15 protein-coding genes and 6 pseudogenes are annotated in these 26405 nt (G+C 58.9%); 9 read left to right on the top strand and 12 right to left on the bottom strand.

The genetic code is table 11. From position 1 onward, the window contains the following. Window positions 1-10: 10 nt before the first annotated feature. Genes P0D84_RS35190 through pgaA form a run of 6 tightly spaced genes read right to left on the bottom strand, consistent with a single transcriptional unit; the run spans window position 11 to window position 9020 of the window. A complete protein-coding gene (locus P0D84_RS35190) occupies window positions 11-1216 on the bottom strand; it encodes a hypothetical protein (protein ID WP_408344652.1) in 1206 nt (401 codons plus the stop codon). Between the two features lie 4 nt (window positions 1217-1220). Beyond that, window positions 1221-3050, bottom strand: a complete 1830-nt coding sequence (gene glmS, locus P0D84_RS35185; protein WP_408344649.1) for a glutamine--fructose-6-phosphate transaminase (isomerizing) — start codon at window positions 3048-3050, stop codon at window positions 1221-1223. Window positions 3051-3089: 39 nt separating this feature from the next. Beyond that, the gene (locus P0D84_RS35180; protein ID WP_408344646.1) at window positions 3090-3539 is read right to left on the bottom strand and encodes a hypothetical protein; all 450 of its coding nucleotides are present in this window, start codon (window positions 3537-3539) and stop codon (window positions 3090-3092) included. A gap of 14 nt (window positions 3540-3553) precedes the next feature. Then, a complete protein-coding gene (gene pgaC, locus P0D84_RS35175) occupies window positions 3554-4897 on the bottom strand; it encodes a poly-beta-1,6-N-acetyl-D-glucosamine synthase (RefSeq protein ID WP_408344643.1) in 1344 nt (447 codons plus the stop codon). Between the two features lie 43 nt (window positions 4898-4940). Beyond that, window positions 4941-6983, bottom strand: a complete 2043-nt coding sequence (gene pgaB, locus P0D84_RS35170) for a poly-beta-1,6-N-acetyl-D-glucosamine N-deacetylase PgaB (RefSeq protein ID WP_408344640.1) — start codon at window positions 6981-6983, stop codon at window positions 4941-4943. Between the two features lie 6 nt (window positions 6984-6989). After that, window positions 6990-9020, bottom strand: coding sequence for a poly-beta-1,6 N-acetyl-D-glucosamine export porin PgaA (gene pgaA / locus P0D84_RS35165; RefSeq protein WP_408344637.1), 2031 nt, complete (start codon window positions 9018-9020; stop codon window positions 6990-6992). Window positions 9021-9347: 327 nt separating this feature from the next. On the opposite strand from pgaA, the pseudogene P0D84_RS35160 reads away from it, so the two are divergent. From P0D84_RS35160 to galU, 3 genes and pseudogenes are all read left to right on the top strand, one after another. Beyond that, window positions 9348-9446, top strand: a pseudogene (locus tag P0D84_RS35160) (IS6 family transposase); the annotation flags it as partial. Between the two features lie 1040 nt (window positions 9447-10486). Further along, complete coding sequence (locus P0D84_RS35155; RefSeq protein WP_408344634.1) at window positions 10487-11149, top strand: helix-turn-helix domain-containing protein; 663 nt, start codon at window positions 10487-10489, stop codon at window positions 11147-11149. 704 nt (window positions 11150-11853) lie between these two features. Continuing rightward, window positions 11854-12735: a UTP--glucose-1-phosphate uridylyltransferase GalU gene (galU, locus tag P0D84_RS35150; protein WP_408344631.1), complete on the top strand. Its 882-nt coding sequence runs from the start codon at window positions 11854-11856 to the stop codon at window positions 12733-12735. Between the two features lie 118 nt (window positions 12736-12853). Here galU and P0D84_RS35145 read toward each other — a convergent pair whose 3' ends face one another. Further along, entirely contained in the window at window positions 12854-13300 is a 447-nt protein-coding gene (locus tag P0D84_RS35145) for a hypothetical protein (protein WP_408344628.1), read from the bottom strand. Between the two features lie 490 nt (window positions 13301-13790). Between P0D84_RS35145 and P0D84_RS35140 the strand changes: the two genes are divergently transcribed. Further along, window positions 13791-14804: a GlxA family transcriptional regulator gene (locus P0D84_RS35140; RefSeq protein WP_408344625.1), complete on the top strand. Its 1014-nt coding sequence runs from the start codon at window positions 13791-13793 to the stop codon at window positions 14802-14804. 226 nt (window positions 14805-15030) lie between these two features. On the opposite strand, the gene P0D84_RS35135 is transcribed toward P0D84_RS35140, so the two are convergent. The 3 genes from P0D84_RS35135 to P0D84_RS35125 form a co-directional block, all read right to left on the bottom strand. Beyond that, a complete protein-coding gene (locus P0D84_RS35135; protein WP_408344622.1) occupies window positions 15031-15792 on the bottom strand; it encodes a carboxypeptidase regulatory-like domain-containing protein in 762 nt (253 codons plus the stop codon). Window positions 15793-15843: 51 nt separating this feature from the next. After that, window positions 15844-18099, bottom strand: coding sequence for a YjbH domain-containing protein (locus tag P0D84_RS35130; RefSeq protein WP_408344619.1), 2256 nt, complete (start codon window positions 18097-18099; stop codon window positions 15844-15846). 933 nt (window positions 18100-19032) lie between these two features. After that, entirely contained in the window at window positions 19033-19257 is a 225-nt protein-coding gene (locus P0D84_RS35125; protein ID WP_408344616.1) for a hypothetical protein, read from the bottom strand. 645 nt (window positions 19258-19902) lie between these two features. On the opposite strand from P0D84_RS35125, the pseudogene P0D84_RS35120 reads away from it, so the two are divergent. Next, window positions 19903-20285 (top strand): annotated as a pseudogene (locus P0D84_RS35120) (transposase); the annotation flags it as partial. Window positions 20286-20920: 635 nt separating this feature from the next. After that, window positions 20921-21610, top strand: a pseudogene (locus tag P0D84_RS35115) (reverse transcriptase N-terminal domain-containing protein); the annotation flags it as partial. Here P0D84_RS35115 and P0D84_RS35110 read toward each other — a convergent pair. Continuing rightward, complete coding sequence (locus P0D84_RS35110) at window positions 21491-23323, bottom strand: recombinase family protein (protein ID WP_408344613.1); 1833 nt, start codon at window positions 23321-23323, stop codon at window positions 21491-21493. The pseudogene P0D84_RS35115 and the gene P0D84_RS35110 sit on opposite strands and share 120 nt — an antisense overlap. A 334-nt stretch (window positions 23324-23657) precedes the next feature. Here P0D84_RS35110 and P0D84_RS35105 point away from each other — a divergent pair. The 3 genes and pseudogenes from P0D84_RS35105 to P0D84_RS35095 form a co-directional block, all read left to right on the top strand. After that, window positions 23658-23930: pseudogene (locus P0D84_RS35105) on the top strand (reverse transcriptase domain-containing protein); the annotation flags it as partial. A 60-nt stretch (window positions 23931-23990) separates the two neighbouring features. Then, window positions 23991-24410, top strand: a complete 420-nt coding sequence (locus tag P0D84_RS35100) for a group II intron maturase-specific domain-containing protein (protein ID WP_408346284.1) — start codon at window positions 23991-23993, stop codon at window positions 24408-24410. A gap of 111 nt (window positions 24411-24521) precedes the next feature. Further along, window positions 24522-24945 (top strand): annotated as a pseudogene (locus tag P0D84_RS35095) (transposase); the annotation flags it as partial. Between the two features lie 332 nt (window positions 24946-25277). Here the strand turns inward: P0D84_RS35095 and P0D84_RS35090 are convergent. Then, a pseudogene (locus P0D84_RS35090) lies at window positions 25278-26274 on the bottom strand (GlxA family transcriptional regulator). Between the last annotated feature and the right edge of the window lie 131 nt (window positions 26275-26405).

Genomic DNA, 26405 nt, shown 5'->3' with positions numbered 1-26405 from the left:
GGAGAGCCGCCTAACGCGTGCATCGATCTGCCGCGGATGCTGGCTGAGCTGCCGTCAGGTCGAACTCCGCTTCGCGCAGGCCCTTGGGAGTCAGCACGACCCAGTGCAGCCGCGTGGCCGATCGCACAAGGCCGACGCTGCCCAGGGAACTCCACTTGACTGGCGACGGCTGAGTGCCGGTCAATTCAATCGACGAGGGGGTGAGGCGCAGGTGAAGCAGCCGTCCATCCGCTGACGGCGTGAACGCGCGATCGCCGACGATCGTGATACCAGACTCGCGCACCACCCCCGGCATGCAGGCGAGCGTGGCTGTCGTCGTGCCACTCTCGTCGATCAGTTGCGCGAGACCCTTGCCATCGGCGCCGGTTGCCACGACGATAAAGCGATCGATCGAAGGCACGAACGTCGCCGCGTACGTGTAGTACCGCAGGCGAGGGGCGATCACCCGAACCTCGCCGAGTGTGCCGTCCTCTGGGTTGAGCAACGCAATCTTGAGCCGCGCATACGTCTCGTCGCCCACGTACTGCTGCCACACGAGCAACGCGTGAGTCGGCGAGCCCGCGATCATCGGCCACCATTCGCGCCGTCTCGGCGCGACATCGACCGACTGAAGCAAGGTGCCGTCCGCATCGTAGGTCTTCGCATAGACGCCGTTGCCCGTGCCAAGATTGTCGACGCCGCCGCCGTCGATCCAGTCGTTCGAATAGAACACGACGAAGCGCGAGCCCACCGCCGCCACATGACCCGAATGGCCGCCCGACAGGACATCGTTCGGATACGGATGCACGTCCTGAAGAGTCGAGGTGTACACGCCATAGCGCTGACTCACTTCGTTCGGCGTGTTCCAGCCATCCTCGAACGTAACCATCACACGGCCGCCGTCGTTTTGAGCGACGGACACCGGCTCCTGCGCTTCCGGCCGACTGATGAATACGCGTGGCTTGTCAAGCATGGCCTGCCGCGGCGTCCAGCGCGCCACGTACACGTCATGCGTCCAGTTGCGGTCGCGGCCTGCGCCGCGCGGCGGCAGGCCGGAACTGCTGAAGAACACCGTCGATACGCCGCGCGCGTCGGTCGTCGCGCCGACGCCATGCATATAGGCCCGCAGGTCGCCGGATGGTACGCGGGAACCGTTCGCTGTCTTCGTACCCGCCGCAAATGCAGCCGATACGAAGACGTATGCGCCAACCATCGCCAATACCGCCAAGGTTCTCATGCTGTTACTCGACGGTGACGGATTTCGCGAGATTGCGTGGCTTGTCGACATCGGTGCCCCGCACGCACGCCGTGTGATACGCAAGCAACTGTAAAGCCACCACGTGGAGGATCGGCGACAGCGGGCCGTAGTGCTCCGGCATGTGAATCACGCGAATGCCTTCGCCACTCGTGATCTGCGCGTCTGTATCGGCGAGCACGAACAACTGGCCACCCCGCGCGCGCACTTCCTGCATGTTCGACTTCAACTTATGGAGCAGCGCGTCGTTCGGCGCAATTATCACCACCGGCATTTCAGTTGTGACGATCGCAAGCGGTCCGTGTTTCAATTCTCCCGCCGGATAAGCCTCGGCATGCACGTACGAGATTTCCTTGAGCTTCAATGCGCCTTCGAGCGCGATCGGATAGTGGACCCCTCGGCCGAGGAACAGCGCATGTTCCCTGCGCGCCAGAACCTCGGCCCAGGCAACAATCTGGGGTTCGAGCGCGAGCACACCGTTAAGCGCAGCCGGCAGGTGATGCAGTTGCCTGAGCGCTAGTGTCTCCTCTTGTGCGCTGACACGTCCGCGTTGCTTCCCAAGCGTTAGCGCAAGCAGAAACAGGGCGACCAGTTGCGTCGTGAACGCTTTCGTCGACGCGACGCCGATCTCCGGGCCCGCGCATGTCAGGTACTGCAAACCGGCCTGCCGCATCATCGAACTATGCGGGACATTGCAGATCGCGAGCGAATGTTGATGGCCGAGCTGTTGCGCATGTTTGAGCGCCGCGAGCGTATCGGCGGTTTCACCGGATTGCGACACGACCACCACCATCGCATGCGGATTGACGACACTTTCCCGATAGCGGTACTCGCTCGCGACTTCAACCTGCGCAGGCACGCCTGCAATCGACTCGAACCAGTATTTCGCGGTCATCGCAGAGTAGTAGCTAGTGCCGCAGGCGAGCAGCAGCAACGAGTCGATTTCGCCGAACACGCGTTTTGCGTCTTTACCAAAATGTTCAGGTGATATTGTGCGCACCCGTTCGGTCGCATCGGCCAGGACGTCCGGCTGCTGGAAGATTTCCTTCTGCATGTAATGGCGGTACGGTCCGAGCGTCACCGCATGGTGGCTCGCCCCCTCGGTCTGGATTTCGCGTTGCGCCGTTGCCCCGTCGCGATCGACGATATGCACATCGTCGCGCGACAGCACCGCCAGGTCGCCTTCATCGAGGTAGATGAAATTTTTGGCAGTGCCCGACAGCGCCATGGCGTCCGACGCAAGATAGTTGCCGTGCTCGCCGATTCCTATCACTAGCGGTGAGCCGGCCCGCGCGCCAATCACGCGATCCGGTTCGCTCTTCGCAAACACGGCGATCGCATACGCGCCGCGAAGACGCTGCAACGACCCCTGCACCGCCGCGAGCAGATCGCGCGACGCATCCTGTTCGCGTGTGTGGTGAATCAGGTGCGCGATGACTTCCGTGTCGGTATCGGATTCGAACGTGTAGCCAAGCGCCTTCAGTTCATCGCGCAGCGCTTCGTGATTTTCAATGATGCCGTTGTGAACCAGGGCAATCTCGTCGCACGAAAATATCGGATGTGCGTTGTCTGTGACGGGCGCACCATGCGTCGCCCAGCGTGTGTGCGCGACACCAATCGTCCCGCACAGCCTCGCTGCTTCGACCTGCGCCGCGAGGCTCTCGACGCGCTCGACGGTGCGCACCCGGCGCGGCGCACCGTGCTGTAGTACCGCGACACCGCATGAATCATAGCCGCGGTATTCCAGGCGTCGCAATCCCTCCGTGAGGACCGTGACGACGTCGTGTTGTGCCACTGCTCCTACGATTCCGCACATAGTATTCTCCTTGGTTCTGTTGTGTTACCTGTGTAGGGGTCAGGCGGTTTGCCGCTCGAACTCGGGCATCGGCACGACGTGAGAAATCATGCCGTCATCGTCGTGATAGGCGACGAGGCATCGCCCCACATCGCCGGCTGGAATGTCGTGCCTCACGTGCTGCACCAGGGCCGCGCTGATCTGCATGCGGTGCACGCGGCCCTTGCTCATTGCATCCGTCCGGCGGCCGAGCGTCCACAGGATCATGGACCCGGTGACGGTAGCGATGCCGGTGATGCACGGCACGAACGCCTTAAGCGACAACTCTTCATCGCTCGCGTTGGCCAGACACCAGCGGATATACGCGACGGCCAGCATCCAGGTGCAGAGAACGAGCACCGGACGCCCGACGCGATACCATGCGACGAAGCGCAGCGCCCGAGCCCTGCTGCATCCGGTTGAAAACTGAGCAACTGACTGTTTCGAGATATCGATGATCGGAAAATTCATGATGTGTGCCCCTGTCAGAAATGTTGGCTGTTTTGTGTCACTTCACGCGAGGCGCCGTACTGCGACTGCGCGACTAACCCCGCAGCGGATGAACCCACGGTCGCGGCGTTGCTCGAACGAATGCCGCGATCGGGACTGACCCAGCGCGCGCGCTTGCGCCGCCGCTGGCTGACGACGCCGGGGAAAGCAATGACCGACGCAATCATGCTGATGGCCCAGAAGGCGGCCGGATACCATACGGTGTCGATGAAATAGCGCATCAGGTTGCTGTCGTAACGGCGATCGATCAGACAACCGAGCAGGATCTGTGCACAGCAGGTCGCGAACAGCAATACCCCTGTTCCGCGCGGCACGAACGCAAAGCGCCAGCTTTCGGGCAGGGTGAAGAGCGCCGTCACAGCCATCATCACGAGCGTGAATAGCATGCAGTAAGCCCACACGATGCTGACCGCGTACTCGAGGAAGATTGGCCACATCATCATGTTGCGACGGGACAGCACCTCGCCCGCGTACTTGAACAGCACCTGAATGCCGCCCTTCGCCCAGCGCAGCCGTTGCTTATAGAGTCCGCGGAGGGTCTCCGGCATCAAGATCCAGCTAAGCGCACGTGGTTCGAAATACACCCGCCAACCTTGCACCTGTAGTTTCCAACTGATGTCGATGTCCTCGGTCAGCATGTCTGAACTCCAGTAGCCGACTTCCTGCAGCGCTCGCTTGCGGAACATTGACACAACGCCTGACACCGTCAGCAAACGTCCATACATATGCTGCGTGCGTTTGATCAGACCGACGATCGAAGAGAACTCGCCCACCTGCATTCGCCCCAGCAGCGACGAACGCGTGCGGATCCGCGGATTGCCGGTTACCGCGCCTACTGACGCATCGTCGATAAAATGGCGTAGCATCCAGCCTATCGCTTCCTTGTCGAGCAGAGAGTCACCGTCGATACACATAAGGTACTCAGCGTCGCTCAGCATCGCGGCGGTCGTAAGGCCGATCGCCTTGCCCTCGTTCTGGTGTTGATGCACGACGACCAGCTTCGGATAGACGTCGACCAGTTCGTTCAGGATCGCGCCGGTGTCGTCGCGACTGCCATCATTGATGGCGATAATGTTGTAATTTGGATAGTTGAGCTGATCAAGACAGGCGATCACCTCTCGTACGTTGTCAGCTTCGTTGTAGCACGGCACCACCACCGACACCTTCGGATACTCGCCCAGCGGCTCGGCCGACTGTTTCCCCGAGTCCTTCCTTTCGACCAGCACATAGTGCAGAAGACCGCCCACCATCCACAGATACGCCATCAGCAGTGGGTAGTAAAAGACGAAATTGGAGATCACGTGCATTACATTTTTCATTTTTGTCCCCTGGTATGGGCTATTGAGCGGTTTCAACCCGCGCCTAGCTCAACATTCCCTGATTTGATCGCAACATGCTTTGTACCGACATCACATCGCGCAGGACGGCCGTATCAGGCCGGTTCGCGAGAAAGTCGTCGGGCCCATAGCCGAGATGGACGACTCCGGCAGCGTTCAACCGCTTCATTTGTGCACGCAGCATGCTCGCGTCAACCGGCTGTTGCGTCCGGGGATCGACTGAGGACAATTCGAAGACCATTTTCTCCGATGCGCCCTGGTGCCTCATCACGGTGCCGGTGAGCTTGTCGAGCCAGGCTTGACTCGTGCGTTCGCCGGCGGCCGCTGGCGATGCGGCGAGTACAACGAAGTCGTAGTTGTCCACCGATGACGCGAGGCTTTGCGAGAAGTTGCGCTCGGCATTCGTATCCAGAACCGCTTCGGCGGACAAGGTACGCGCAGTCAGCACGTTGCCGCCGCCCTGATAGGCGCGCACGCGTTTTGCAAGCTGATTCGTGAAGTTATTCAGATAGGCGGTCTTGCCGTTTGTCCAGCGCCGCATCAGTTCGTCGGATGCATGAATCTGCGCAATGTCGGCGGGTAGCCCCCACGACCTGTAGATTGCCAATGCGGCTGTGCTCGTATCTTCGTACGCGTTGAGCATCGCGTCGGCACCGAACACCACGCCATTGAAACTCGCGTAGCGCGTAAGGTCGTCGTAGAGGTCCTGGATCGCTTCACGCGCGAGCGGATCGAATGGGCTTAGGCGCGGCACGCGAGCGTCGGCGTTCGCGAGTGGACTGCCCACCGCCGCTTCGACGAGACGCCGCGACGCCGGATGTTGCGGCGGCAGCGCGAACGCGAGCAGCGGCATCGTCGCGTAGACCTGCACGCCCGCGCGCGTGATCAGTTGCCACGCGGTGCGGTTGAACAGATCGGCACGCATCGGCATGTGACGGTTCGGGAAGTACACCGCGCGGGCGACGCCTGTGTTGTCCGGATCCGAATAGGCTTTCAGATAGACCGACTTAGGCTGGAGATCCTTGATGCGGTCGAGCAGACGCCCGAGCTTCTCTTCGCTCTTCGTGGGATTGGGGTCGTACATCTCGTCGAGCGACACGCTGACTACACGCTCCACCGGATTGTGTTCGCCGCGATACGCCCGCGACGAACGCATTTGCGTGATCAGCGTGCCGACGTCCCAGTCGTACGACACGAGCAGCCGGCGAATCTGGGTGAGCGGCACGTCCGGCGTGTTCGGACCGTCGTCGAGCGTGAAGTGCACGGCCATGCCGAGTGACTGCGACGCATTGATCAACGCTGAGTTGTACATACCGTACGGCCACACCGTGGAACGCACGGTAACGCCCGTCTTCTGCTTGATCAGATCGACGCTGCGCCGCAGGTCCGAGCGGACGCGCTCGTGATATTCGTCGTCGGTCTCATAGCGCTGCAGATCTGTGTAGTACAGATGCGCGCTCGCCGCCGGCAGTTCGTTGCCCTGCGGATTGGCTAGTGCGCCGTGGTGCATGTCGTGCGTATGCGAGGCGATTTCGACGAGCCCCGACTGGGCCATCTCGCGCAAATTGTCCCAGCTCATGAAATAGTCGGGCGGCATCACGGACTTATGGCTGATGCGTACCGGTTCGCCCGCAGGCGTGTCGGTCCAGCGCGTCACGACACCGATCAGCGCCGGATAGCCGTATTGCTGAAGTAACGGAAACGCGCGCGTGTACTGGCTCTTGTACGCGTCGTCGAAGGTGAGCAGCACGGCGCGCGGCGGCAGGCGAGGCCCGCCGTTGCGCGACGCGACGATCTGATCGACACTCACCGGGCGAAAATCTTTCGCCTTGAGCCACGCGAAGATCGTGTTGAGCGTGGCCGTACTGATCGCGCAGGTGTCGGCGACGGTCGATGCATCCGCACGCAGGTCATCGCGCACGTCGTGGATTGCGAGTACGCGAAAGGTCAGGCCGTCGTCCGCATCGGGCGGCGGCAGGCTGTCGAGCGCGAGGCCCGCCTGCGCGGCGGGAGCCGCGGACAGGGCCGCGGCAAAAGCGAGGAAACGTCTGCGATTGAGCTTGTCCATGATGGTCTAGAAAGGAATGTTCAGGTTCAGGTAGATGAGCTTGCTGTTTTCGCGCGTGCGATCCATGCGCTGGCTCGCAACGCCAATGCCATATGCGAGCGAGGCCTGCGTGCCGAGTTGCCACTGCTGTTCGAGGCGTACTTCCCACAGAAGACTGTTGCCGATGTCTGTCTGCCGGTAGCCGCCCACCGTGCCGTACACGCGCTGCGAGAATGACTTGTCCGCATCGCGCCACGGCGTCCACTGGTACATCGCCGTCACCTGCGCGGTCATATCGCGATGCGGGGTGAAATAAGCGGTGTTGGCGAGTGTGTTGCTGCTCGTATTGAGCTCGACCCATGTCGCAACGAGGTGACGCGGCGTGCTGAGCAGGCGCTCGTACCACGTTGCGACCCATTGCTGGTTCAGGTTGGTGTCGCTATAGCGCGAGACGCCGTAGGCGAGATCGAAGTAGCGATGGTCGTCGATGCTGTAGCGCACACTGCCTGTCGCGGTGCGGCCGGTGACACCCTGCTGATAGGCCTTCCACGGTAGCGTGTTAGTGTTGGTATCAGCGCCCGCCGAAAATTTCCAGCGGTCATCCGGCTCGTAACTCAAGCTGCCGACACCGCCTGTCCTGGCCTGCGGCCCCGTCGAGTGGTCCACTTCGGCCGCCGCATCGATGCCGTGAAAGCGGAAGTCGCCGCCGATGCCGTTGCGAATGCGGCTCACGCTGTCGCCGTCGCCCGTGTCCGCCCGCCCGCTAAACTGATGCGCGAACACGCGCCAGTAATTGGCGATCGGCATCGAATAGAGCTGTGTGTCAACGCCCCAATCGTTGTCGGCGATAACCGAATTCCCCTTCTGACCATTCGCCGCCACGATCAGTTGCGGGCTGCGATAGACCTCGTAGTCGCGCTGATACGTCCTGACCGTATTGTCGTCGGGAAAGCGGTCGCCAAATGTTGCGTTAATTTCCGCCGCGCGATCGTACTGATTTAGCTGCAGCGCTGTCTTGCCCAGGCCGGCAAGCGTTTCGATGTCGCCTGGATGGTCGACCAGCGTGCTTTCGTACACCTTCTGCGCCTCATGCGGGCGCTGTTCCACCAGCGACGCATCCGAACGCGCGCTGATCAGGGCGGGGTCGAAGGGTGCTTCGTGCCGGAGCTCATCGAGCGCGGCGACGCCTTCGCGCGTGTGGTCCGTGTACAGCAGGTACTGCGCCTGCAGTTTCTTCACGCGGCCGTAGTCTTCGTTGACGTCCTCCGGATGCTCGGACAGGTCGGCGCGTATCGGCGTGCTCGCCGAGATCGACTTCAGCAGTTGCTGCGCGCTCTCGTATTGGCCCGAGTCGAGGTACGCGAAGAAAAGCCCTTCTTCGACATCAATGCGCTTGAGCGCGTGAGGTTCAAGTGAAGGCAGCAACGGATCGAGCGGCGTCTGCAACGCATGCTCGTATGCGGGAGCTGCCTTGCGCGGAGTGTCGAGATACGTGTAAGCGTCGCCTGCCGCGGCATACGTACGGGCAGGCATCGGGTCCGACGAGAGCGACAGTTGCTCGTAGAGTACCGTCGCTTCCTTCATGCGTCCGAGTCCCTGCAACGCCGCGACACGTTCAACGAGGACAGAGCGGCGCACGTCGGCGTAGTCGTCGCCGGTGGGGATGCGCACGAGCATGTCGTCGATGTGCTCAAGCGCGCTCCGGGTCTGGCTGAGGCGATCCTTTTCATCGGATGCGATCGACTGCTGGCGTCCCCATTGCACTTCGGTTGCGACGACGAGCGCCTCCAGCTGCAACAGATCCTTTTCTGAAAACACGTCGGGCAGGGTACGCGCTTCCTGCAATGCAATCTGCGGTGAACCGGCTACCGTCGCTTCGAGAATGCGCTTGCGGAGTTGGTCGCGTTCGGTCACGACGTTGCCTGCAACGACGTTCCCCGTTGAAGCCGGCGCAGCGGTAGGCTGCGCGGCGCAGTAGTCGCGCGTCAGCAGCACCAACAACAAGGCGGTTGCCTTTACTGCGGCGTGCTTGCGTCGGCTAGGGCGTTTGATTTTCATGTTTCCTCGCTTATCGGTGCCGTTTTCCAGACAAGGAGTGTCGTTACGCCATGCGTGTGGCGCGTGGCGTGCGATAACCGGTCCTCGTGTCTAGCGTGCGGCGTGGTATTCACGTCTTATGCATCGGTCGGTACTCGTGTTGCGTGCCAACCCTTTGCGTGAGCCGAACAGTACCGGACCTATCACGGCGGTCTATGTGTCCCATCCAACATGTCTAGAAAATGTGGCGGATTCAGACCAGCACTCGCCGCGCCACTGTCGGGTTGACGAGGTTGTTGCTCAAGTTTGAGCAATGAAGAAAGGAATGCCGCTTTACCACGGTCATCGATTAGCAAGCGCGCAGAGAGCAGCCACCAGCCGACCCGCGGGCGCGAACGCCAGATGTGCGGCTTTCGCGATGCGCGTCGAACGCAAGCGTTTCTCTCATGATTCGTATGGATTGCGAAGCTTTATTGAGTGCGTGGCGCTGAACTGCTCGTCTTCGCATGCCGCGCGAGAAATCTCGATTGAGGTGCTCGACGGCGATCGGCTTGCAGCTGGTCTTCCGGGCGAGCGGCGAGCACGGCACCGGGCTTCCCGGCAGCGTTTGAATTCGGCAAGGGACCGTGGACGTCCGTCGTAGGCAGATCGCCTGTGTCGTGCAGCAGAAACAACTTTGCAATATGCGGCAGCTAGATCGTCGAGACGCACCCGGAGGTTGGCATGGCTGGCCGGTGTGCTTCTTCAAGAGTGACGTGCATGAATCTTTTGAATTGTTTATTCGAATTTTCGATTTGGCGTGTAGTGTTCGCCGAATCTAGTCGGCGCAAACGTTTAGTTTCGCGTTGCGTGTCCCTCAATAACCGACCGTCCGATCGGTTCGTTTAATTCTTATGCCCACAAGAGGGCATGCGATCAAATACTTGACATGTTTTTGGTGAAAAGGAATTGCTAACTGCCAATTCACAGCTAAAGGGCAATTTACTTGTGTTAGCTGACACGGCATGATACGCCGTGAGCGAAATTGATTCTGGACGCCAACATGTTGGCGGAATCGGCCATTCCAATTCGGCGCAATCCAATCTTATGTAGGGTACGCTCAGACAGTTAATCCGGTTCAAAGAAAGCCGGAAAGGTTCAACCAAACTTCCGGGGTAATTCAGATGGAGTGCTCTTCAGTCGTCTACGGTAACAGTGTTGTGTCTCCCCACGTCATGGCGGAGACAGCCATAGTAAAGAGTGTGGGCATCGTGCTGTTCGGCGGATTTGCCTTACCCGAGGCTGCGGCTATCACGGAAGTATTTCAGTCGGTGAACGCGTTGACAGAAGGCACGCGTCGCAACCGCGTACGTTACGAAGTCAGTTTGTTGTCGGCTGGAGGCGGAAGGATCGTGAGCTCGTCGTCGGTCTTCGTGTGGACGGAAGACATCGAGGCTCGCCGTCACGCAGATGGCTTCAACATTCTGTTCATTGCTGGAGGTTCGGGCGTGAGCAGCGCGCTGCGCGACGAACGCCTGGTCAACTGGCTGCGCCGCGTTCATCCGCGCAGCGACACGGTGATTCCGATCGGCGACGGCCGCCTGCTGCTCGACATGGCGGGATTCGGCCAGACTGTGAGCGTGAGGCGCTACGCCGACGGCGCTGCCAGCCTGCTGCGCGGTGTTTCCGACAATGCGGCAAATGCGTCGGTCAGTCCGTTCCAGAGCGCGCTGGCGATGATCGAGGAGGACTTCGATGCGGACGTGGCGCGCCTGGTGTCCGACTGGGTTGCGCCGTCCGCGGAAACCCGCTTCACGACGATCGTGCGCAAGAATGCGTCGGCCAGCGTGAGCGAGAAGATCCGGGCGTCGGCCAAGTGGCTGGAGGAAAACGGCCATCGCTCGATCTCGATCGACGACGCGGCGCAGGTCGCGATGATGAGCGAGCGTAACTTCCTGCGCCGCTTCAAGATCGAGATGGACGTGACGCCGTCCGATTATCTGCTCTACGTGCGGCTCGACATGAGCTGCCGTCTGCTGATCGAGACGGACCTGCCGGTCGACAAGGTGGCGCGCCGCTGCGGTATTGGCTGTGGCGGCCGGTTGGCGAAGCTGTTCCGTAAACACCTCGCCACCACGCCGACCGAGTATAGGCTGACCAAACGTTCCTGAGCCCGCCATTGCGCGGGCTTATTTGACGGAAATTCCGTGTTCGGTCCTCCCGGCCACGCGTTAGACCCGCGCTCTTAAAGGCGCGAAAACAGCGCGCTCTCTTCAGCGGGTGGATCTACTTCCCGCCAGCGTCGCCCGCAGAAAAGATTCGGGAAAGTTGCGCCGGACCTAACTCCGTCCCGGGTGCGGTTAATCATCTATTGTCGATAAGCGTTCGTCTGATGAACCGTTGGCCGTAATCGGCCCACGGAACATATTTTGCTAAAACCTTGCCGAAAATCGTTAATAGGGGATTCAATCGAATTAAAATTGTTTCGCAAACGATTGCGGGAAAAATAGATTAAGAATAACCCGGCAAGTGTCGCGATAGCACCGATACCCGCGCTGGAAAAACGGTGGCCCGCGAGTGCTCATACATTAATCAGGCCCGGTTCAGCCAAAACCCGCATCAGTTCCGCCATGCGGCCCTCAGCCACAAATAGAAACTTTATGCTCCGCGTCGTCGTTTCAATATCTGTGTGGGCGACACCAGCCGCTTGACCGTGGCGCCCGACGCCAAACACCAGGGACCGGATCGAACCTCGAGCTTCGCGCATTTCGCTTCGGCGTTTTCGCGTCGGGCGCATCCGGCATGCGCCATTTCCGGCGCCCGGCGAGGCGGTACAGCCGCGATTCGGCCATATCACTGAAACTCGGAGTCACTCATGCTGAAAGTAACAAAAGCGGTCTTTCCGGTAGCGGGTCTTGGCACCCGGTTTCTTCCCGCGACCAAGGCCAGTCCGAAGGAAATGCTGCCGGTCGTCGACAAGCCGTTGATTCAATACGCGGTCGAGGAGGCGATGGCGGCCGGCATCACCGAAATGATCTTTGTCACGGGCCGCAGCAAGCGCGCTATCGAAGATCACTTCGACAAGTCGTATGAGGTGGAAGCGGAGCTCGAGGCGCGTGGCAAGGACAAGCTGCTCTCGCTAGTTCGCAGCATCAAACCGAGCCATGTGGATTGCTTCTATGTGCGTCAGTCGGAGGCGCTCGGTCTGGGCCACGCGGTGCTGTGCGCGGAAAAGCTGGTGGGCGACAACCCATTCGCCGTGATTCTCGCGGACGACCTGTTGCACGGCGCGCCGCCCGTGCTGACGCAGATGATCGAGGTATTCGATCACTATCACAGCTCGGTGATCGGCGTGGAGGAGATTCCCCCTCAGGATACGAAGTCGTACGGCGTAATCGATGGTAGGGAATGGGAGAAGGCGATCGTCAAGATGTCGGGTATCGTTGAGAAGCCCGAGCCAAGCGTCGCGCCGTCGAACCTGGGCGTGGTAGGCCGGTACGTGCTGAAGCCGCGCATCTTCAAACATCTGCGCACTATCAAGCCGGGCGCGGGTGGCGAACTGCAATTGACCGATGCAATCCAGTCACTGCTCGCCGATGAACAGGTGCTCGCGTACAAGTATCAAGGGAAGCGCTTCGACTGCGGCAGCAAGCTGGGCTATCTGAAGGCGACCGTGGAATTTGCGCTGCGGCACCCCGAGGTGAGCGACGACTTTCGTGCTTACCTCGAAGAGAATATGTCGCTGATGCAGGTCTGAGATCGTAGCGCGTCGTATGCCAGGTGTATTCAAGGAGCGGGTAGTGAAGCCCTGAATGCTCTGGCACTCGCCGCTTGCGGGTTGAGCGGCAACCGCAAGCCCGCTCACTTACCCACGGTCACTGCAGAATCCACTGCTCCTGATCCACGACCGGGTTGGCCATCGACTCGGCAAGCTTGTACAGCGCTGTTTTCATCGGCAATCCCTTCGATGCCACCCAATGCCCGGCGCGCGGCATGTCCACTTGATGAAAATGCCCTGCCAGAAGGGCAATTTCGGTGCGTCCCGCACCACTCGACAATCTCATGGCGTGATTGGCTCCGGCGCAGTTCCAGCAGAAGGGCGCCACGCCGCGCGATGGATTGACCAGGTGGATCACCACATCCGCGCCATTTGCATCCCGGTCAACGGCGACTTCCCATGACAGACGACCGCCGGCATCCGGCAGCGCCTTGGTCCATCTCTCGACCACCGCGGGTTCATATCCCCACAGACGCAAGGCGACACGCACGGGAGGGGTTGGGGTGGGTGTGACGGAATCCGCTGATCGAGCGTGGATCTGCATGACGCTTCTTTCCCTTGGCATGACGTTGCTTGTTTGAGTCAAAAAAATTGCCCACCTCATTGGGCGGGCGAAAAGCGAGCTCTACCACATGTGGATTTGCCCGCCGAGGCCTAAGGGCAAGCGAAGTGTAGAGCGGCCTATGCGGGAGCAATATGCGGTGGCAGAAATCGTCCAGCTTTTGACGCCAAAGAACCCGGCCAGCCGCGGCGCTGCGTTGGATAGCGAAACCGCGCGACGCACGGAAATGAAAGCGTGCATATCCAGTGTGGAAGTTCGGATAGTGATTCGGAATCCATATAATAATCGAGTTCATGACACGGCGACGATTCCGTCATTTCACCGTGCGCGGCGATCCGTCCGTGACCGCCAACCTATTATCCTATTCAGCCATCGAGCGGCCTTATCCGCCCTGCTTGTGTACGATTGACCAGCCCGTTAAAACGGCTCATATGCAGCCGCAAGAGGCCACTTATCTTCGGGGGATGGCTGGATGGCAGGTTTTTTTTCCCGTGCTAGTCGCCATGCGACTCAGTCTCAGATATTGCATGACGTACGCGCGGTGAAACGCATCGGGATAGCTCTATTCAACGGATTTTCGCTACCAGAGGCAGCCACGGTAGTAGAGATCTTTCAGTCGGCTAATGCGCTCTGCACGTCAATGCGCATTGGCGGTCCGCGCTACGATGTTCATTTGCTGTCGGTTGGCGGCGGTAGGATAGCGAGTTCCTCGTCGGTCTTCATCTGCACCGACAGCATCGAATCACGCGGTCACGCAGACGAATTTCACGCGCTCTTCATTGCCGGCGGCACCGGAGATATCAGCATGTTGAACGAGGAGCGATTGATTGCGTGGTTGCGCCGGTTCGATTTGCAAAGCGAACAGATTTTCCCCACTGTGGAAGGGCAATTGCTGCTGGACGCCGTTGAATTCCCCGATGCATCCCGCAAACTGCGCCGCGGTGAGGGTGCTCACGCAGTTGCCTGGAACGGATTGAAAGTGTCGAGTTCACATCGATCCAGTACTTCCCTGCGCGCAGCGCTAGCGATGATCGAAGAAGATCTCGGCGCGGAAGTCGCGCGCGAAATCACCGGTGTGGTGCGCTTGCGCTTCGAGGCGCAATTCACGACTGTGCCGAGAAAAAATGTCTTTGGCGCCGTCAGCGAGAAGATCCAGTCTTCCGCGCAATGGCTGGAGACGAACTGCGGTGGGCCCATCACGATTGAAGAGGCGGCGCAGTTCGTTGCGATGAGTGAGCGCAATTTTCTGCGTCGCTTCAAGATGGAAATGGGCGTGACGCCTTCGGACTATCTCTTGTATATCCGCATCGACAGGTGCTGCCATCTTCTGTCGGAGACGGATTTACCCATTGATAAGATTGCGCGGCGTTGTGGCATGGGTAGTGGCGGGCAGCTTTCGAAAGTGTTTCGACGCTACCTTGGCGTGACGCCGACGGAGTATCGCGCGAGCAAACGGACGTTCAAACGGACGTTCAATCAGGGTTGAAGAGCCGGGCCGTCATTCGCGATTTCAGGCGCGAGTGACGGTTTGCTTTCGGTGCACTTCAGCCATGCTGCCAGTGCTTTGCACGCGATCAAGTAACGACGTATCCGGGGCTGTATAGTGGATACGTCGTTTTCGTGACACACCTTGTCTGCGGGGGCAACGTCGCGGCGGCGATGTTTTGGTACTTACGCACACACGCGCACCGCGCACGCGCCGTATGCCGATCTTACTGCGTGGTGCCCGTGCCGCCGGTCGCACCCGTGGCGCCTCCACCCGGCGTGCCGCCTGTGGATCCACCGCCCGCGGCAGCCCCTGCTGTCGTCACGGTTGCGGTCAATGTTGCTGCCGGCTTGCCGGTGGCGTCGATGGCACCAGCCGTCATCAACTGATCCAGATCCTTATCCTGCCCTTGGCCGGCCGAGAATGCCGTTGTCAGGAATGCAGAAGATGACAAAGTGATGCCATAGGTATTCTTGATGATCGTTGCAATTGCCGCTTCCGCATTGGCAATCGTCGTACTGTTGGTGAGGGCGTTTTGATACGTCGCATTGGTCGGAAGACTGGCAAGCAAGTTATTGACCGTTGTGCCCTGTTGGGCGGCCAGGTAGCTCAACAGCAGTTCGGTCAACGACGTGATATTCACCGTTCCCGCGCCCGGGGCGAACGAGTGCAGTGTCGTTGCTCCACCGGCCGCGGTGATGCTGCATGGGCCGTCGAATTTGAACGTCACGGAAAACGCGCCGTTTGCATCTGTGGTGGTATTGGCTGAACCGTTCTTGCAAACAAACGATATGGCGCCATTTTGCATGGGCACGCCAATAGCGACAGTCCCGTTGATTGTGCCATTGGGGGAGCTGCCGCCGCCGCCGCAGGCAAATAGCGCACTGGTAGCGAGAGCGATCGATCCATACTGCAAGCAACGGAGTACCGGCGTGTTAAAGCGATTCATGATTTTCCCCAAAAAATATATCTGATCACCAGGCTTCACGGCCTGTCCTGTACTTGCACTTGCCCGGTCGGGTCCGTTGATGCACGGTTGTCACGGGCTTGTCTGCGCGGATGAGGGCCTGGCGCCCGGGACGACATAGCGGAGGTACGCGTCACGCATCCGGTACAACTGCGTCGCGAAATATCCGGCGCTGAATCTGCCTCTGTTCAACAAATCCTGCTGCGTGCTGTAGCCGAATCCGAGCGTTTGAGCCGCGTCGCCCGCGATATAGTTGGTTGAACCGACCCGCGTGCGGATATCCTGCGTGAACTGTGTCGCACCGGCGAGCTGGACGAGGTTTGGCTTCATGCCTTGACGCGGCGTAAGCGGGAAGCTGATAGCTGCGCCAAGAAAGCTGCCGTGGCCGCTATGCTCGCCGTGGATGCTCACCGACACGTCGTCGAACCACCGGGTCACCGTGAGCAACGGTCCCTTGTCCCCTCCGACATAGCGCGCGGCGCCGCCTTCAACCCACAGGTTCCACGATGGCTGAACCCATCGATAAGTCAGCATTGCGGTCTTGACATCAGGTAGCGCATCCTGGCCGGGCTCGCGCCGGAGGTAAGCGAGCTGCAAACGGACCACGTCCGGTCTGCCAGGCACGAATGCCGTCGTTTCATTTTCGACGCCGAGGTAGTCGTGTTCGAATTTTCCGACTGCAGTGACGTTGAATACCTGCGGCGCAATCCAGAAGCTTTGAGCGAGCGCTGCCGTGGTCAGGCCGCCGCGCAAACGGTATTGACTAAAGACGCGGCCATTATTCAGATTCTGGCTGTTGAACAGCGGCGCGATTGTGTTTGTATAAAATTCAGCCCCGCGCCATAGCGGCACAAAGGTCTCAAAGCTCGCACCTACCGAGTAGTCGAAATTGCCGTATTCCGTACCAAACAGATAGTTCGTAACAGGTTGAACACGAACACGCACGAGTCCGTGCTTATGCTCGTCGCCATGCCACGCCACCTCGTCAGAATCATAGGTCGGGCGCGTGCGCATGGTCAGCGAGGTGTCGACAGGCCCTTGCTCCCCGTTCCTCAAGAACTCTGCATAGGCGGCGCGCGAGACGCTTACCTCGCCGATCGGTTGGTTCGCTTTCTTGATTACCACGCGCAATTGACCAACGCTAGAGGGAGCCTCGGCCGTTGCCGCGCCCAATACGATCCCCAGCGCATCCGCTTCATTCTGGTTGTATCGATGATTTTCGTATTCGACGACCAGGTCGTCGCCCACCATGCCGGCACGTACCCGTTCGAGTCCAGCCGACGTCAGGATCCGGACAAGTTCATCCAGCATCGCTGGGTCGGACGCTACGGAAAGTGTCCGCGCCATGACAGCATCGGGCGCAAACTTGTCGTCAGAACTTGCCGTGAACGAACGAGTCGCCGGAGCGTATTGAAACGATCCGCTCTTGGAATCAGGAACCGGGTTCGCCCATCCACTCGACGGCGGAGCATCACTGACCTTGGCCGGTGCGGTATAGGAAGTCGGGGGCGCTCCTATTGCGGGTGGCGTATTCGTGCACAGGCCATCGGTACAATTCGCGGCCGTGAATCGTTGGCCGAACGGGATTTGCACGGCTACTGTAAAGGAGGTCCGTGGTGCGGCGCCATCTGTAACTTTCAACGAACGAACCAGCGTTCCGACCACACTCGCATTTGCCAGCCAGGGGATTGAGGGTGAGCGATATCGCAGGCCAGCATAAGGGGTTTTCGAATCATCTTCCGCGAGCACCGACAGGCCGGTGTTCCAAAGCGATAACTCGGCTCCTCCGAACGCGCCGTTAAGCCGGTCACCCTGACCGTAACCGGCACTCAGTGCAAGCGGGCCGAAAGCCTGCGATACCACGCCATACTTTGAACGGAAGTAATGCGTTTGGCCACCGATATCCGTGATGCCGAATGCAATGCTCGGTTGATACTTGAAAAATATCGGTATCTGGACTTTCGCGTTCGCCATCAGGTGACGAAGGACAAAATGCTCCTCGCCGGCGAATTGAACGTGTGTGTCCGCTGGGTAGTTCGCCAGGCCGCCTGATATTTCCACATACGGAAACAGGCCAATGCCGGCCCAGTAAACCTGCGAGCTGGTCGCGGCCTTCCCGTATCGGGGGTCAATATAGTCATTACCTTGCGCGTCGAAGGTGCCTTGCGGCAGGACAAAAGCCGACGGGATCGTCAATCCCCCAGACTGGCCCAAAGAAGAGAGTGCTGGATCAACCGCATACGCTGACGTAGAAAACGCAAGTGCGACTCCAAGGACATGAACTTCCCGAATGAGGCGGTGCTGGTCGCGCTGTTTCTTTTTATGCATGTAGTTCAACGTCGGGGCGGTGCATCGATTGATTGTTATTTAGGTATATTAAAAAACGATGATAGGAATTTAGCGGGATGATTCAATCCATTCACTGCTATTGCGAGAAGTAACGATTCGATGGGATCGCGTGGCTTCTGACATGCCGCACGGCAGTCGCATCGTTAGCGTTTGTGCTGTCCGTTTCCCATTACCTATGCTCGACTTTCTATGTAGAACTGTAAGAGAACGTAATTGATTCGATCCGACATAACCTTGACCCCTTGCGCCAAAGCCGGTGGTACGAAAAGCCTCGTGCGTGCGACGCACGAACGCTGACACGTATGTTCTTTGGTGGTGTGAGGCTGGATTTGCGCTCGCAGGCCGTAATTGAAATCTTCGTTGCCTGTGCGACCCATTTTGCCTGGGGAGATCGTGCTTCGCGGTGAGGGCGGCTGGCAATAACGCGAGTCTACGCGCACGGAGTAATACGTTGCGCGCCGCATGCCTGAATCAGCCAACCCAATTGATTGAACATGTTCTGGTCAACTCACCCTGATACCTGCTCGCGCGCCGATCTGTTGACGTATCTCGTCGTTTCGCAATTGCTCAGGCATGGTCTCACCGGAAAATGGCTTACGGCCGAACACGCGGTTGAATCAACGCATCTATGGATGTATGTGAATGGACGGCAGCGATCTGCTGGCGCGCGTGTCGCTGGCCAGCCAAGCGGAGGGTCTTGCGGCTTAGATCCTCAGTGTGTCGAAGGTCAGGCTCGACGAGAAAGCGCTCGCGGGCGCTTTCGTCGAATCCGGTCTTCTTGACTACCGATCTCCGGCAGTAGCAGCGGTCTATCACGCGTGCATGGCACACGTCGCGTCGCGGTTTTCTCCTCTGGCGCATCAGGCGTGGTGTGATGTCGAATAGGGTCGCGCGGCCAATGCGGCCGGCGGCCTAGATCAACGCGAGGAGTGCTGCAGCGGTGTTGTCGAACGCGCTCACCGTTGCATCGCTATTTTTTATTGCAGTCAGGTTCTTCCTGCGAGCTTCGACGGACGACATGAATGCATCGGTGAGAATCGCACGCTGCTCGGCGGGTAAAACATCGAGAAGTGAACTCTGGAAGCTGAGCATCGCAAATATCTGCCCATGAAGGCAATCGATCGTAGGTTCTAGCATGTGGTTTTTCTATGCTGTTGGCATTGTCGCCTGTGTCACAGGCTTGTGCGGGCGGGCAATGGACCCATGCCGCGCGAGAAAGTCATCTGTCTGACTCTGACGAGCAGATTTGCGCCCAATTTGCGTTGGACCGAAAGTATCCCCAGAAGCTTTCCAACATCCGTCAAGCATGTCCTCTCATCTGGACGCGTTGGTCGGCCGTACTGTACACATTGAGTGAACGCTCATGCATGGCGTGGCGGATCGCGCCACATCTTTGACGGATAGGTTTAGCAAAAAAGTGGCGACGCCGCGCTTTCTGGGGGGCGTGGAGTTCGTGTTGCGTGAGAGAGTGCGAAAAGTTGTCCGGACTATGGATGATTAAGACGGTTACAGCCAAACGTTTGTCATGAAATGCAAAGCAGGGATCGGTAGCCTTGAGTCATCTCTATTGCCTGTCCTAAGTTGGTAAAATATATGGTAATTATTCTTTCGAGTTTGTCAAAAATATGCTTCGGTTGGGCGTTGGTCTATCTGCTATTGAGCTTCCTGTCCGCATTGAAAATTGGGCGGCGCCACTACCAATCCCTGATCTTCCTCGAGTTTCAACAGAGTCGTGCTCGTGGACCGTGGGAATCGAGACGAGCCAGGCTCATGTTGCACTACCCGAAGGGTAAAATGGGACGGCCGCCGTTTTCCGATTGCCACGATGTTGCAGATTCATTTTATGCAACAGTGGTTTGGCCTGTCGGATCCGGCGATGGAAGAGGCGCTCTATGACGCGCCGCTGTACCGCGACCTTGCAGGACTGGATGGCGGTATGACGCGTTTGCCCGACAAGAGCACGATCCTGCTTTCGCCACCTGCTCGAAGCACATGGTCTGGCTGTGCAGATGTTTGCGCTGGTCAATGAGATTCTGATCGACAGGGGATTGATGCTCAAGGCAGGATCGGTGGTGGACGCCACCCCGATTTCAGCGCCCACATCGACGAAGAATATCTCAGGTACGCGAGACCCGGAAATGCACCAGACACAGAAAGGCCGTAGCTAGTACTTCGGGATGAAAGCGCATGTGCGACCTGCAAGTCGCTTGAATTTCTGTTCGACTCAACGTGATCCGTTGTGATCGAACCGGCTGTTCCATCAGCCGTTTCCTACCCAGACATGCGGAGCCGGTAACGGCTCGGTGTAAAGCTCCGGGGACAATGTAACCACCGATCTGTATCGGTACGTGGACCCGTGAGGGAAAGCGGAATCTGCCAGCACAAGTGCGGTGAGGGACTAGGAACGAGCGGTAACGACCAACATACGTGAACCTCTATTAAACGTCGTCATCATTGACAAGCCAAATGTGCTGACAGGCTTGAGCCAAAATGGCGCGCGGCAAGGTCTGGCCTCTGTGTGCTGGGTCAGCATGGACATTGCGCCGCCGGCGGATAGGAGGGGTCCGTCCCGCTCTGAAATTCATGCGGAACAGGATAAGCCCGTAGTGCTGCCGGCAACGGCAGGCGAACCGCAAGGAACGCTGTTGGCACTGCGGGTAAGGGATTGCGGAAAAAGCGAACGCCTTCCTGTAATGGGGAGGATACCGACTGCTGCATGGTCGGACGCGAAAGCGGGCAGACTTCCGCGTGGTCATTCATGGCGAGAGAACTTGATTAATCGTTATGCGAGGGAAGGCAGATGACGGCAATCGGTGGCGCTGCACAAGCAGAGGCGATCGATGCTGGTGCGTCCTCGCGCCCCGCTGAGATGTGGCCTCAGGCTGATTGGCCTCGCATCACAGATGAGGTGAAACGACTCCAGGCGCGTATCGCCCAGGCAACCAGGGAAGGCAGATGGGGCAAAGTAAGTGCCCTGCAGCGTCTGCTGACCCGCTCGCATAGCGGCAAAATGCTAGCCGTGAAACGAGTGACAGAGAATCGCGGCAAGAGAACGCCGGGCGTTGACGGCAAGACTTGGCCAACTCCGGCGGCCAAATGGAAAGGGGTGGAGGCGATGCAACACCGCAGTTACCGAGCGTTGCCGCTTCGACGTATCTACATCCCCAAGAGCAACGGCAAGAAGCGTCCGCTAGGAATTCCCCGCATGCTATGCAGATCAATGCAGGCGCTATGGAAGCTCGCGTTAGAGCCCATTGCGGAAAGCCTGGCGGATCCAAACTCGTACGGGTTTCGCCCCAAACGTTCGACTGCCGACGCCATTGAATGTTGTTTCACCACGCTGGCTAAGCGCAAGTCACCAGAGTGGGTTTTAGAGGGAGACATCCGTGGCTGTTTCGATAATTTTAGCCATGACTGGATCCTCAAACATATACCGATGGATAAGGTTATCCTGCGGCGATGGCTTAAGGCCGGATTTATCGATAAAGGAACCTTGTTTGCGACCGATGCGGGAACTCCGCAAGGGGGCATCATTACGCCGCCTACAATGTTGCATACTTTTCACTCCATCGTCTGAATCATTCGAATTCTCGCCTGCGAGGAGACCTCCGGGCTGCGGATCGATCCGGAATACGACGAGGATTTCATCTTTGTGGATTTCGACACGCTTGACCAGAGCCAGTACGATCTTGCGCTTCGTTGCGAGATCGATCGTAGCGAGTTTGTCCGTAACGGCACTTGCAAATTCCTCCAGCCGGTTGATGACCAGAAACAGTTCACTTTGAGCCACCCCGTGCTGCCGGGATTCCTGGATCTGCTGATCGACCTGCTCTAGCCGGTTCTTCAACTGCTGTATCTTCGGCTCGAAGTCCGTCCTGTCGATGATACCGTCGGCATAGCTGTCGATGAGCCGGGACTTGCCTTTCTCCAACTGAAGCCTTTGCCTTTCCAGGCTGGCCGTATCGAAGCCACTATTCTCATTGCGCTCCATCGCATCCAGTCGTCGTTCATATTCCTTCTTCAGTCGACTCGGATGCCTCAACAGATCCGCGACCTGCTGCCATACGAGGTCATCGAGACGATCCGTTCGCACTTGCAGGTTGTCGCAGATGCGTTGACCACCGAAGCGATAGGCATCGGTTCCGACACAGCGGTAATAAGCATAATCTCGCTGATGCCCCTTGGCCGCCGCCTTGCTGACTTTCTTGCCGTAGTACGCGTAACGGCATTGCCCACAAACAGTCAGCCCCTGAAGCAGGTAGATCGGCGCGTTCTGGCGGCGTTGGCGCGCCAGCTTGCGATTCTCGGCAAGCTGCTCCTGGACTGAATGGAACATCGCTTCGCTAACAATCGCCGGCACCGGGATTTCGATCCACTGCTGCGGGTCCGTGGATGTTGTCGAGTATGCCCTCCTTGGCACATCGGCGCTGTGGCGTTGGGTGCGCACGCGGACATGCGGCAGGCGATCACGAGACTGGGTTTTACCGAACGCGGCCCGCCCCATGTAAGCGGGATTACGCAATATTCCCCATACCACACTACGGTCCCAGTACAGCTTGCCGGATGCCGTCACCGTGCCCGCCTCGGCAAGACGACGAACCACTTCGCCTATGCTCAGCCGGTCCATCCCGATCCACTGGAAGATAGTCTTTACCGTCGCCGCTTGCGGTAGTTCAATCACGTACTGGGCCGGTGTCCCATCGAGCTGCTTGCGGATATAACGGTAACCATAGGGAGCCGTCGATAGCACATTCACGCTTCCGCGCTTTGCGCTATGAAGCTTACCGCGTCGATTACGCTCGGTGATCTTTGCCCGTTCGTACTCCGAAATCATGCCCTGCATCTGCAACAGCAGCGACTCTTCCGGTGTCGCGCCAATCTCATGATTGAGAAACACCACCTGCACGCCACACGCAGAGAACTCCTCCATCAGCAATGCCTGGTGTGCATACTTTCGCGCCAGCCGGTCGGGAGACAGGATGTACAGCCGATCAACCAGCCCGAGTGCGGCACGGTCCCTGAGTCGCTCTAGCTGCGGTCTGATCAGCGTCGCACCGCTTATCCCGGCGTCTATGAAGCACATGTCGTCGACAAGATGCGCATCGTCAGCGGTAATGCGCTCCCTCAGCGCGGCAATCTGGCTTTCAATGGTGCCGCGTTTGGTCTGTTGTTCGGAGGATACCCGCGCGTAGAGCGCGACCATTGCAGCGTTGCTCATCGCTTACCTCGCTTGATAGCCGCTCGCCGTGTCGCCACGGGCCGAACAGCGGATGGCTGTGCCGTAGCGCGTGAATCTATCGGACTGAGCTGCTCGTACGCCTTCTGCAGCTGTTCGCCGGCATACCGGTTCGGTTCAAAGGCAAGACGGACACGCCAGTTCTTACGTCGTCCTCGGGTCATTGTCGCGCCTCCCTGTCGGCGGGAGCGAGGGTCTCAAGGACGAGAACCGCATCGACGTCAGGACATCCTCTGGACCACGGCGCCAGACACTCCCTTGAAATGCGCAGGCCCCATTTTACCCGCGAGTTTGCTATGTTGTTGGCGGAGCTATCTCGCCCGTCATCGCAAACATGACGTTGGACGGACTCGAAGCAGCAGTAGATGCCAGCGTGGGGCCGACGCAACGCGCACGCAGAAGGTTCAAAGTCAACGTCAACAGGTATGCGGACGACTTCGTTGTGACCGGAGTCTCGAAAGAAATTCTGGAGCAGAACGTACTCCCTGCGGTCAGGCAATTCCTGGCTGTTCGGGGGCTGGAACTCTCAGATGAGAAAACCAGCGTTACTCACATTGCCGATGGGTTCGATTTCCTCGGGCAGAATGTCCGCAAGTACGCGGATAAGCTGCTTATCAAACCAGCCAGCAAGAGTGTGAAGGCACTTCTGGAAAAGGTTAGGGAGATCGTGAGGCAGCACAGGAGCGCTACACAGACGAACCTGATTCTACAACTCAACCCTGTTATTCGGGGTTGGGCCATGTATCACCGTCATGTGGTTTCCAAGTCTCATTTTACGTCGGTAGACGCTCACATCTGGCAGCTCTTATGGAAATGGGCTATGCGTCGGCATCCCACGAAAGGCACGGGTTGGGTGAAGCAAAAATACTTCCACGTAGAGGGACATCGTACCTGGGCGTTTACCGCGCGAACCAAAGATCGCGGGGTCATCCGACTGTTTCGAGCTACGATGATTCCAATTGTTCGGCACGTGAAGATACGTGGTCAGGCAAATCCCTTTGACCCTGCGTGGTCGTCTTACTTTGCCCGTCGTCGAACCGCGATCGCTGGTTGATTGCCCGGTCCCATCCGATGGGGCTGCCGAGTGGCTGAGCCGGATGCGGGGCGACTCGCACGTCCGGTTCTTAGGGGGCGGTGGCGCAGCAATGCGCTACCGCTACCCGACATCGGGGTGGACGCGGAGTCGGGCCTGGTTCACACGGTTATCGGCACGGCGGCGAACATGGCCGACATCAATGAGGCCCAGTCGCTGTTGCATGGCGAAGAAACGGATGTCTACGCTGACGCCGGCTATCAGGGTATTCACAAGCGATGCGAGGAGGGTTCAGCGCGCTGGCATGTCGCAATGAAGCCATCCCAGGCGAAAGCAACTGGATCTGAACGACCGTCTGGACGCGATATTCGATCAGATTGAACGCCTTAAAGCCGGCATCCGGGCCAAGGTAGAGCATCCGTTCCGCGTCCTGAAGCAGCAGTTTGGCTATACGAAGACCCGGTACCGGGGCTTGATGAAGAACAGTGCCCAGATCACGACGCTGTTCGCGCTGGGCAACCTGTGGATGGTGCGTAAGCAATTGCGCAAAGCGTGAAACACGAAGGCATGGACGCCGTGTGCGCTGGCAAACGCGAGTCACCTTGGCCAATCAAAACCTGCGGTCAAGGTTGCGGCATGTTTGCAGTGTGGATGCGGCGCGCGCGGCAAACCGCCGACTCACAGGAAATGGGTTGTGCAGACCGTCCCTAGATTGCGCGCTTACGACTTTACAGCGGTAGCGTCGTTCGCCATGCGTGACGTGCGCCTCTCGAGTGCGGCGCCAGTGAGCGCCGCGATGGGCAATTGCGAGTGCGCCGCCCGGGATTGAACAGTGAAGATTCCGCGCGATGCGCTCGCATGCCGAGCCAGGTTGCTCACTGCAAACACTCAGGACGAGCCACCCGGAGGTGCCATTTTGCGCATCCGGTAGTCGGTCGGTGTCGTCGCCAGATACTTTCTGAACAGTTTGGCCAATTGGCCACCGCTGCCGACACCACAGCGCCGGGCGATCTTGTCGACGGGCAAAGGCGATTCGAGAAGCATCCGGCAACTCATGTTCAGGCGCGCTCGCAGCAGATAGTCGGAAGGCGTCATGCCGGTCTCGCTCTTGAAGCGCCGCAGGAAGTTGCGCTCGCTCATTGCTGCGACCTGGGCTGCGTCGTCGATAGAGATAGGGCGATCGACATTGGCTTCCAGCCAACGCGCCGAGGCCATGATCTTGTCGCTGACTTGCGACGTCGCATTGTCGGTCATTGACGAGTTGAAGGGCGTCCTGTGCTCGGGCGCGACGGATTCGGCAACCAGCCGCGCCAGCTCCGGTCCCAAATCCTCTTCGATGACGCGCAGCGCTGTGTGCACGGCGGTTGGCGGCTTCAGTCAGTGGGCTTGCCTGATAAAGACCGTGCGCTTCATTGCCGCCATACAGAAGCGGGCAATAGCGGCTGGGAAGCCCGGCCGCTTCCAGAAGTAGCCGTCCTTCCGCGATCGGATGAACGATATCGCTGAACGGGTGCCTGCGGCGCAGCCAGTTGCCAAGGCGTTCGTCGCGGCACGCGTGCTGCACGCCCGCACCGCCTGCAATGAAGAGCAGGTGCGTGTCATTTGTGCCGCGGTGCGAGTCGACGCTGTCCGTCCAGACGAACACCGACGGCGAACTCGCAATGCGACCACCGGAAGCCGAAAGCAATAAAACGTCGTAGCGTGTGCGGGCCGATCGCTGCGCTGCGACGAGTGCGTTTGCCTTCTGGAAGATCTCGATAATCGCTGCGATCTTTGGCAGCGCGAAGCCATTGAACAACGCTATGTCGACGCGAGTGATGTCGCTCGCTCGCGTCACCACTGTACTTTGCCGCGGACAGCTCGGCAGAGTATGCACCAGTTCCATTTTTCCCCCGGAATGTTTGGTCTGCAAAAGCCCTTCTCTCGACTCTGTCTTTATTCTTGTTAAAGGCATGCTATCCATATGCTTTCGGCGCCATTATTGCATGGCTGATTTAGCCAACACATTGTCAGTTG

Source organism: Paraburkholderia sp. RL17-337-BIB-A, assembly GCF_046025895.1.
GTDB lineage: Bacteria > Pseudomonadota > Gammaproteobacteria > Burkholderiales > Burkholderiaceae > Paraburkholderia > Paraburkholderia fungorum_C.
This window is presented reverse-complemented; position numbering and strand designations above follow the sequence as displayed.

What these genes read in the sequence shown, in the direction of transcription:
- P0D84_RS35190 (WP_408344652.1), bottom strand. Translation starts at nt 1,216, where the DNA reads ATGAGAACCTTGGCGGTATTGGCGATGGTTGGCGCATACGTCTTCGTA.
- glmS (WP_408344649.1), bottom strand. Translation starts at nt 3,050, where the DNA reads ATGTGCGGAATCGTAGGAGCAGTGGCACAACACGACGTCGTCACGGTC.
- P0D84_RS35180 (WP_408344646.1), bottom strand. Translation starts at nt 3,539, where the DNA reads ATGAATTTTCCGATCATCGATATCTCGAAACAGTCAGTTGCTCAGTTT.
- pgaC (WP_408344643.1), bottom strand. Translation starts at nt 4,897, where the DNA reads ATGAAAAATGTAATGCACGTGATCTCCAATTTCGTCTTTTACTACCCA.
- pgaB (WP_408344640.1), bottom strand. Translation starts at nt 6,983, where the DNA reads ATGGACAAGCTCAATCGCAGACGTTTCCTCGCTTTTGCCGCGGCCCTG.
- pgaA (WP_408344637.1), bottom strand. Translation starts at nt 9,020, where the DNA reads ATGAAAATCAAACGCCCTAGCCGACGCAAGCACGCCGCAGTAAAGGCA.
- galU (WP_408344631.1), top strand. Translation starts at nt 11,854, where the DNA reads ATGCTGAAAGTAACAAAAGCGGTCTTTCCGGTAGCGGGTCTTGGCACC.
- P0D84_RS35145 (WP_408344628.1), bottom strand. Translation starts at nt 13,300, where the DNA reads ATGCAGATCCACGCTCGATCAGCGGATTCCGTCACACCCACCCCAACC.
- P0D84_RS35140 (WP_408344625.1), top strand. Translation starts at nt 13,791, where the DNA reads ATGGCAGGTTTTTTTTCCCGTGCTAGTCGCCATGCGACTCAGTCTCAG.
- P0D84_RS35130 (WP_408344619.1), bottom strand. Translation starts at nt 18,099, where the DNA reads ATGCATAAAAAGAAACAGCGCGACCAGCACCGCCTCATTCGGGAAGTT.
- P0D84_RS35125 (WP_408344616.1), bottom strand. Translation starts at nt 19,257, where the DNA reads ATGCTAGAACCTACGATCGATTGCCTTCATGGGCAGATATTTGCGATG.
- P0D84_RS35110 (WP_408344613.1), bottom strand. Translation starts at nt 23,323, where the DNA reads ATGGTCGCGCTCTACGCGCGGGTATCCTCCGAACAACAGACCAAACGC.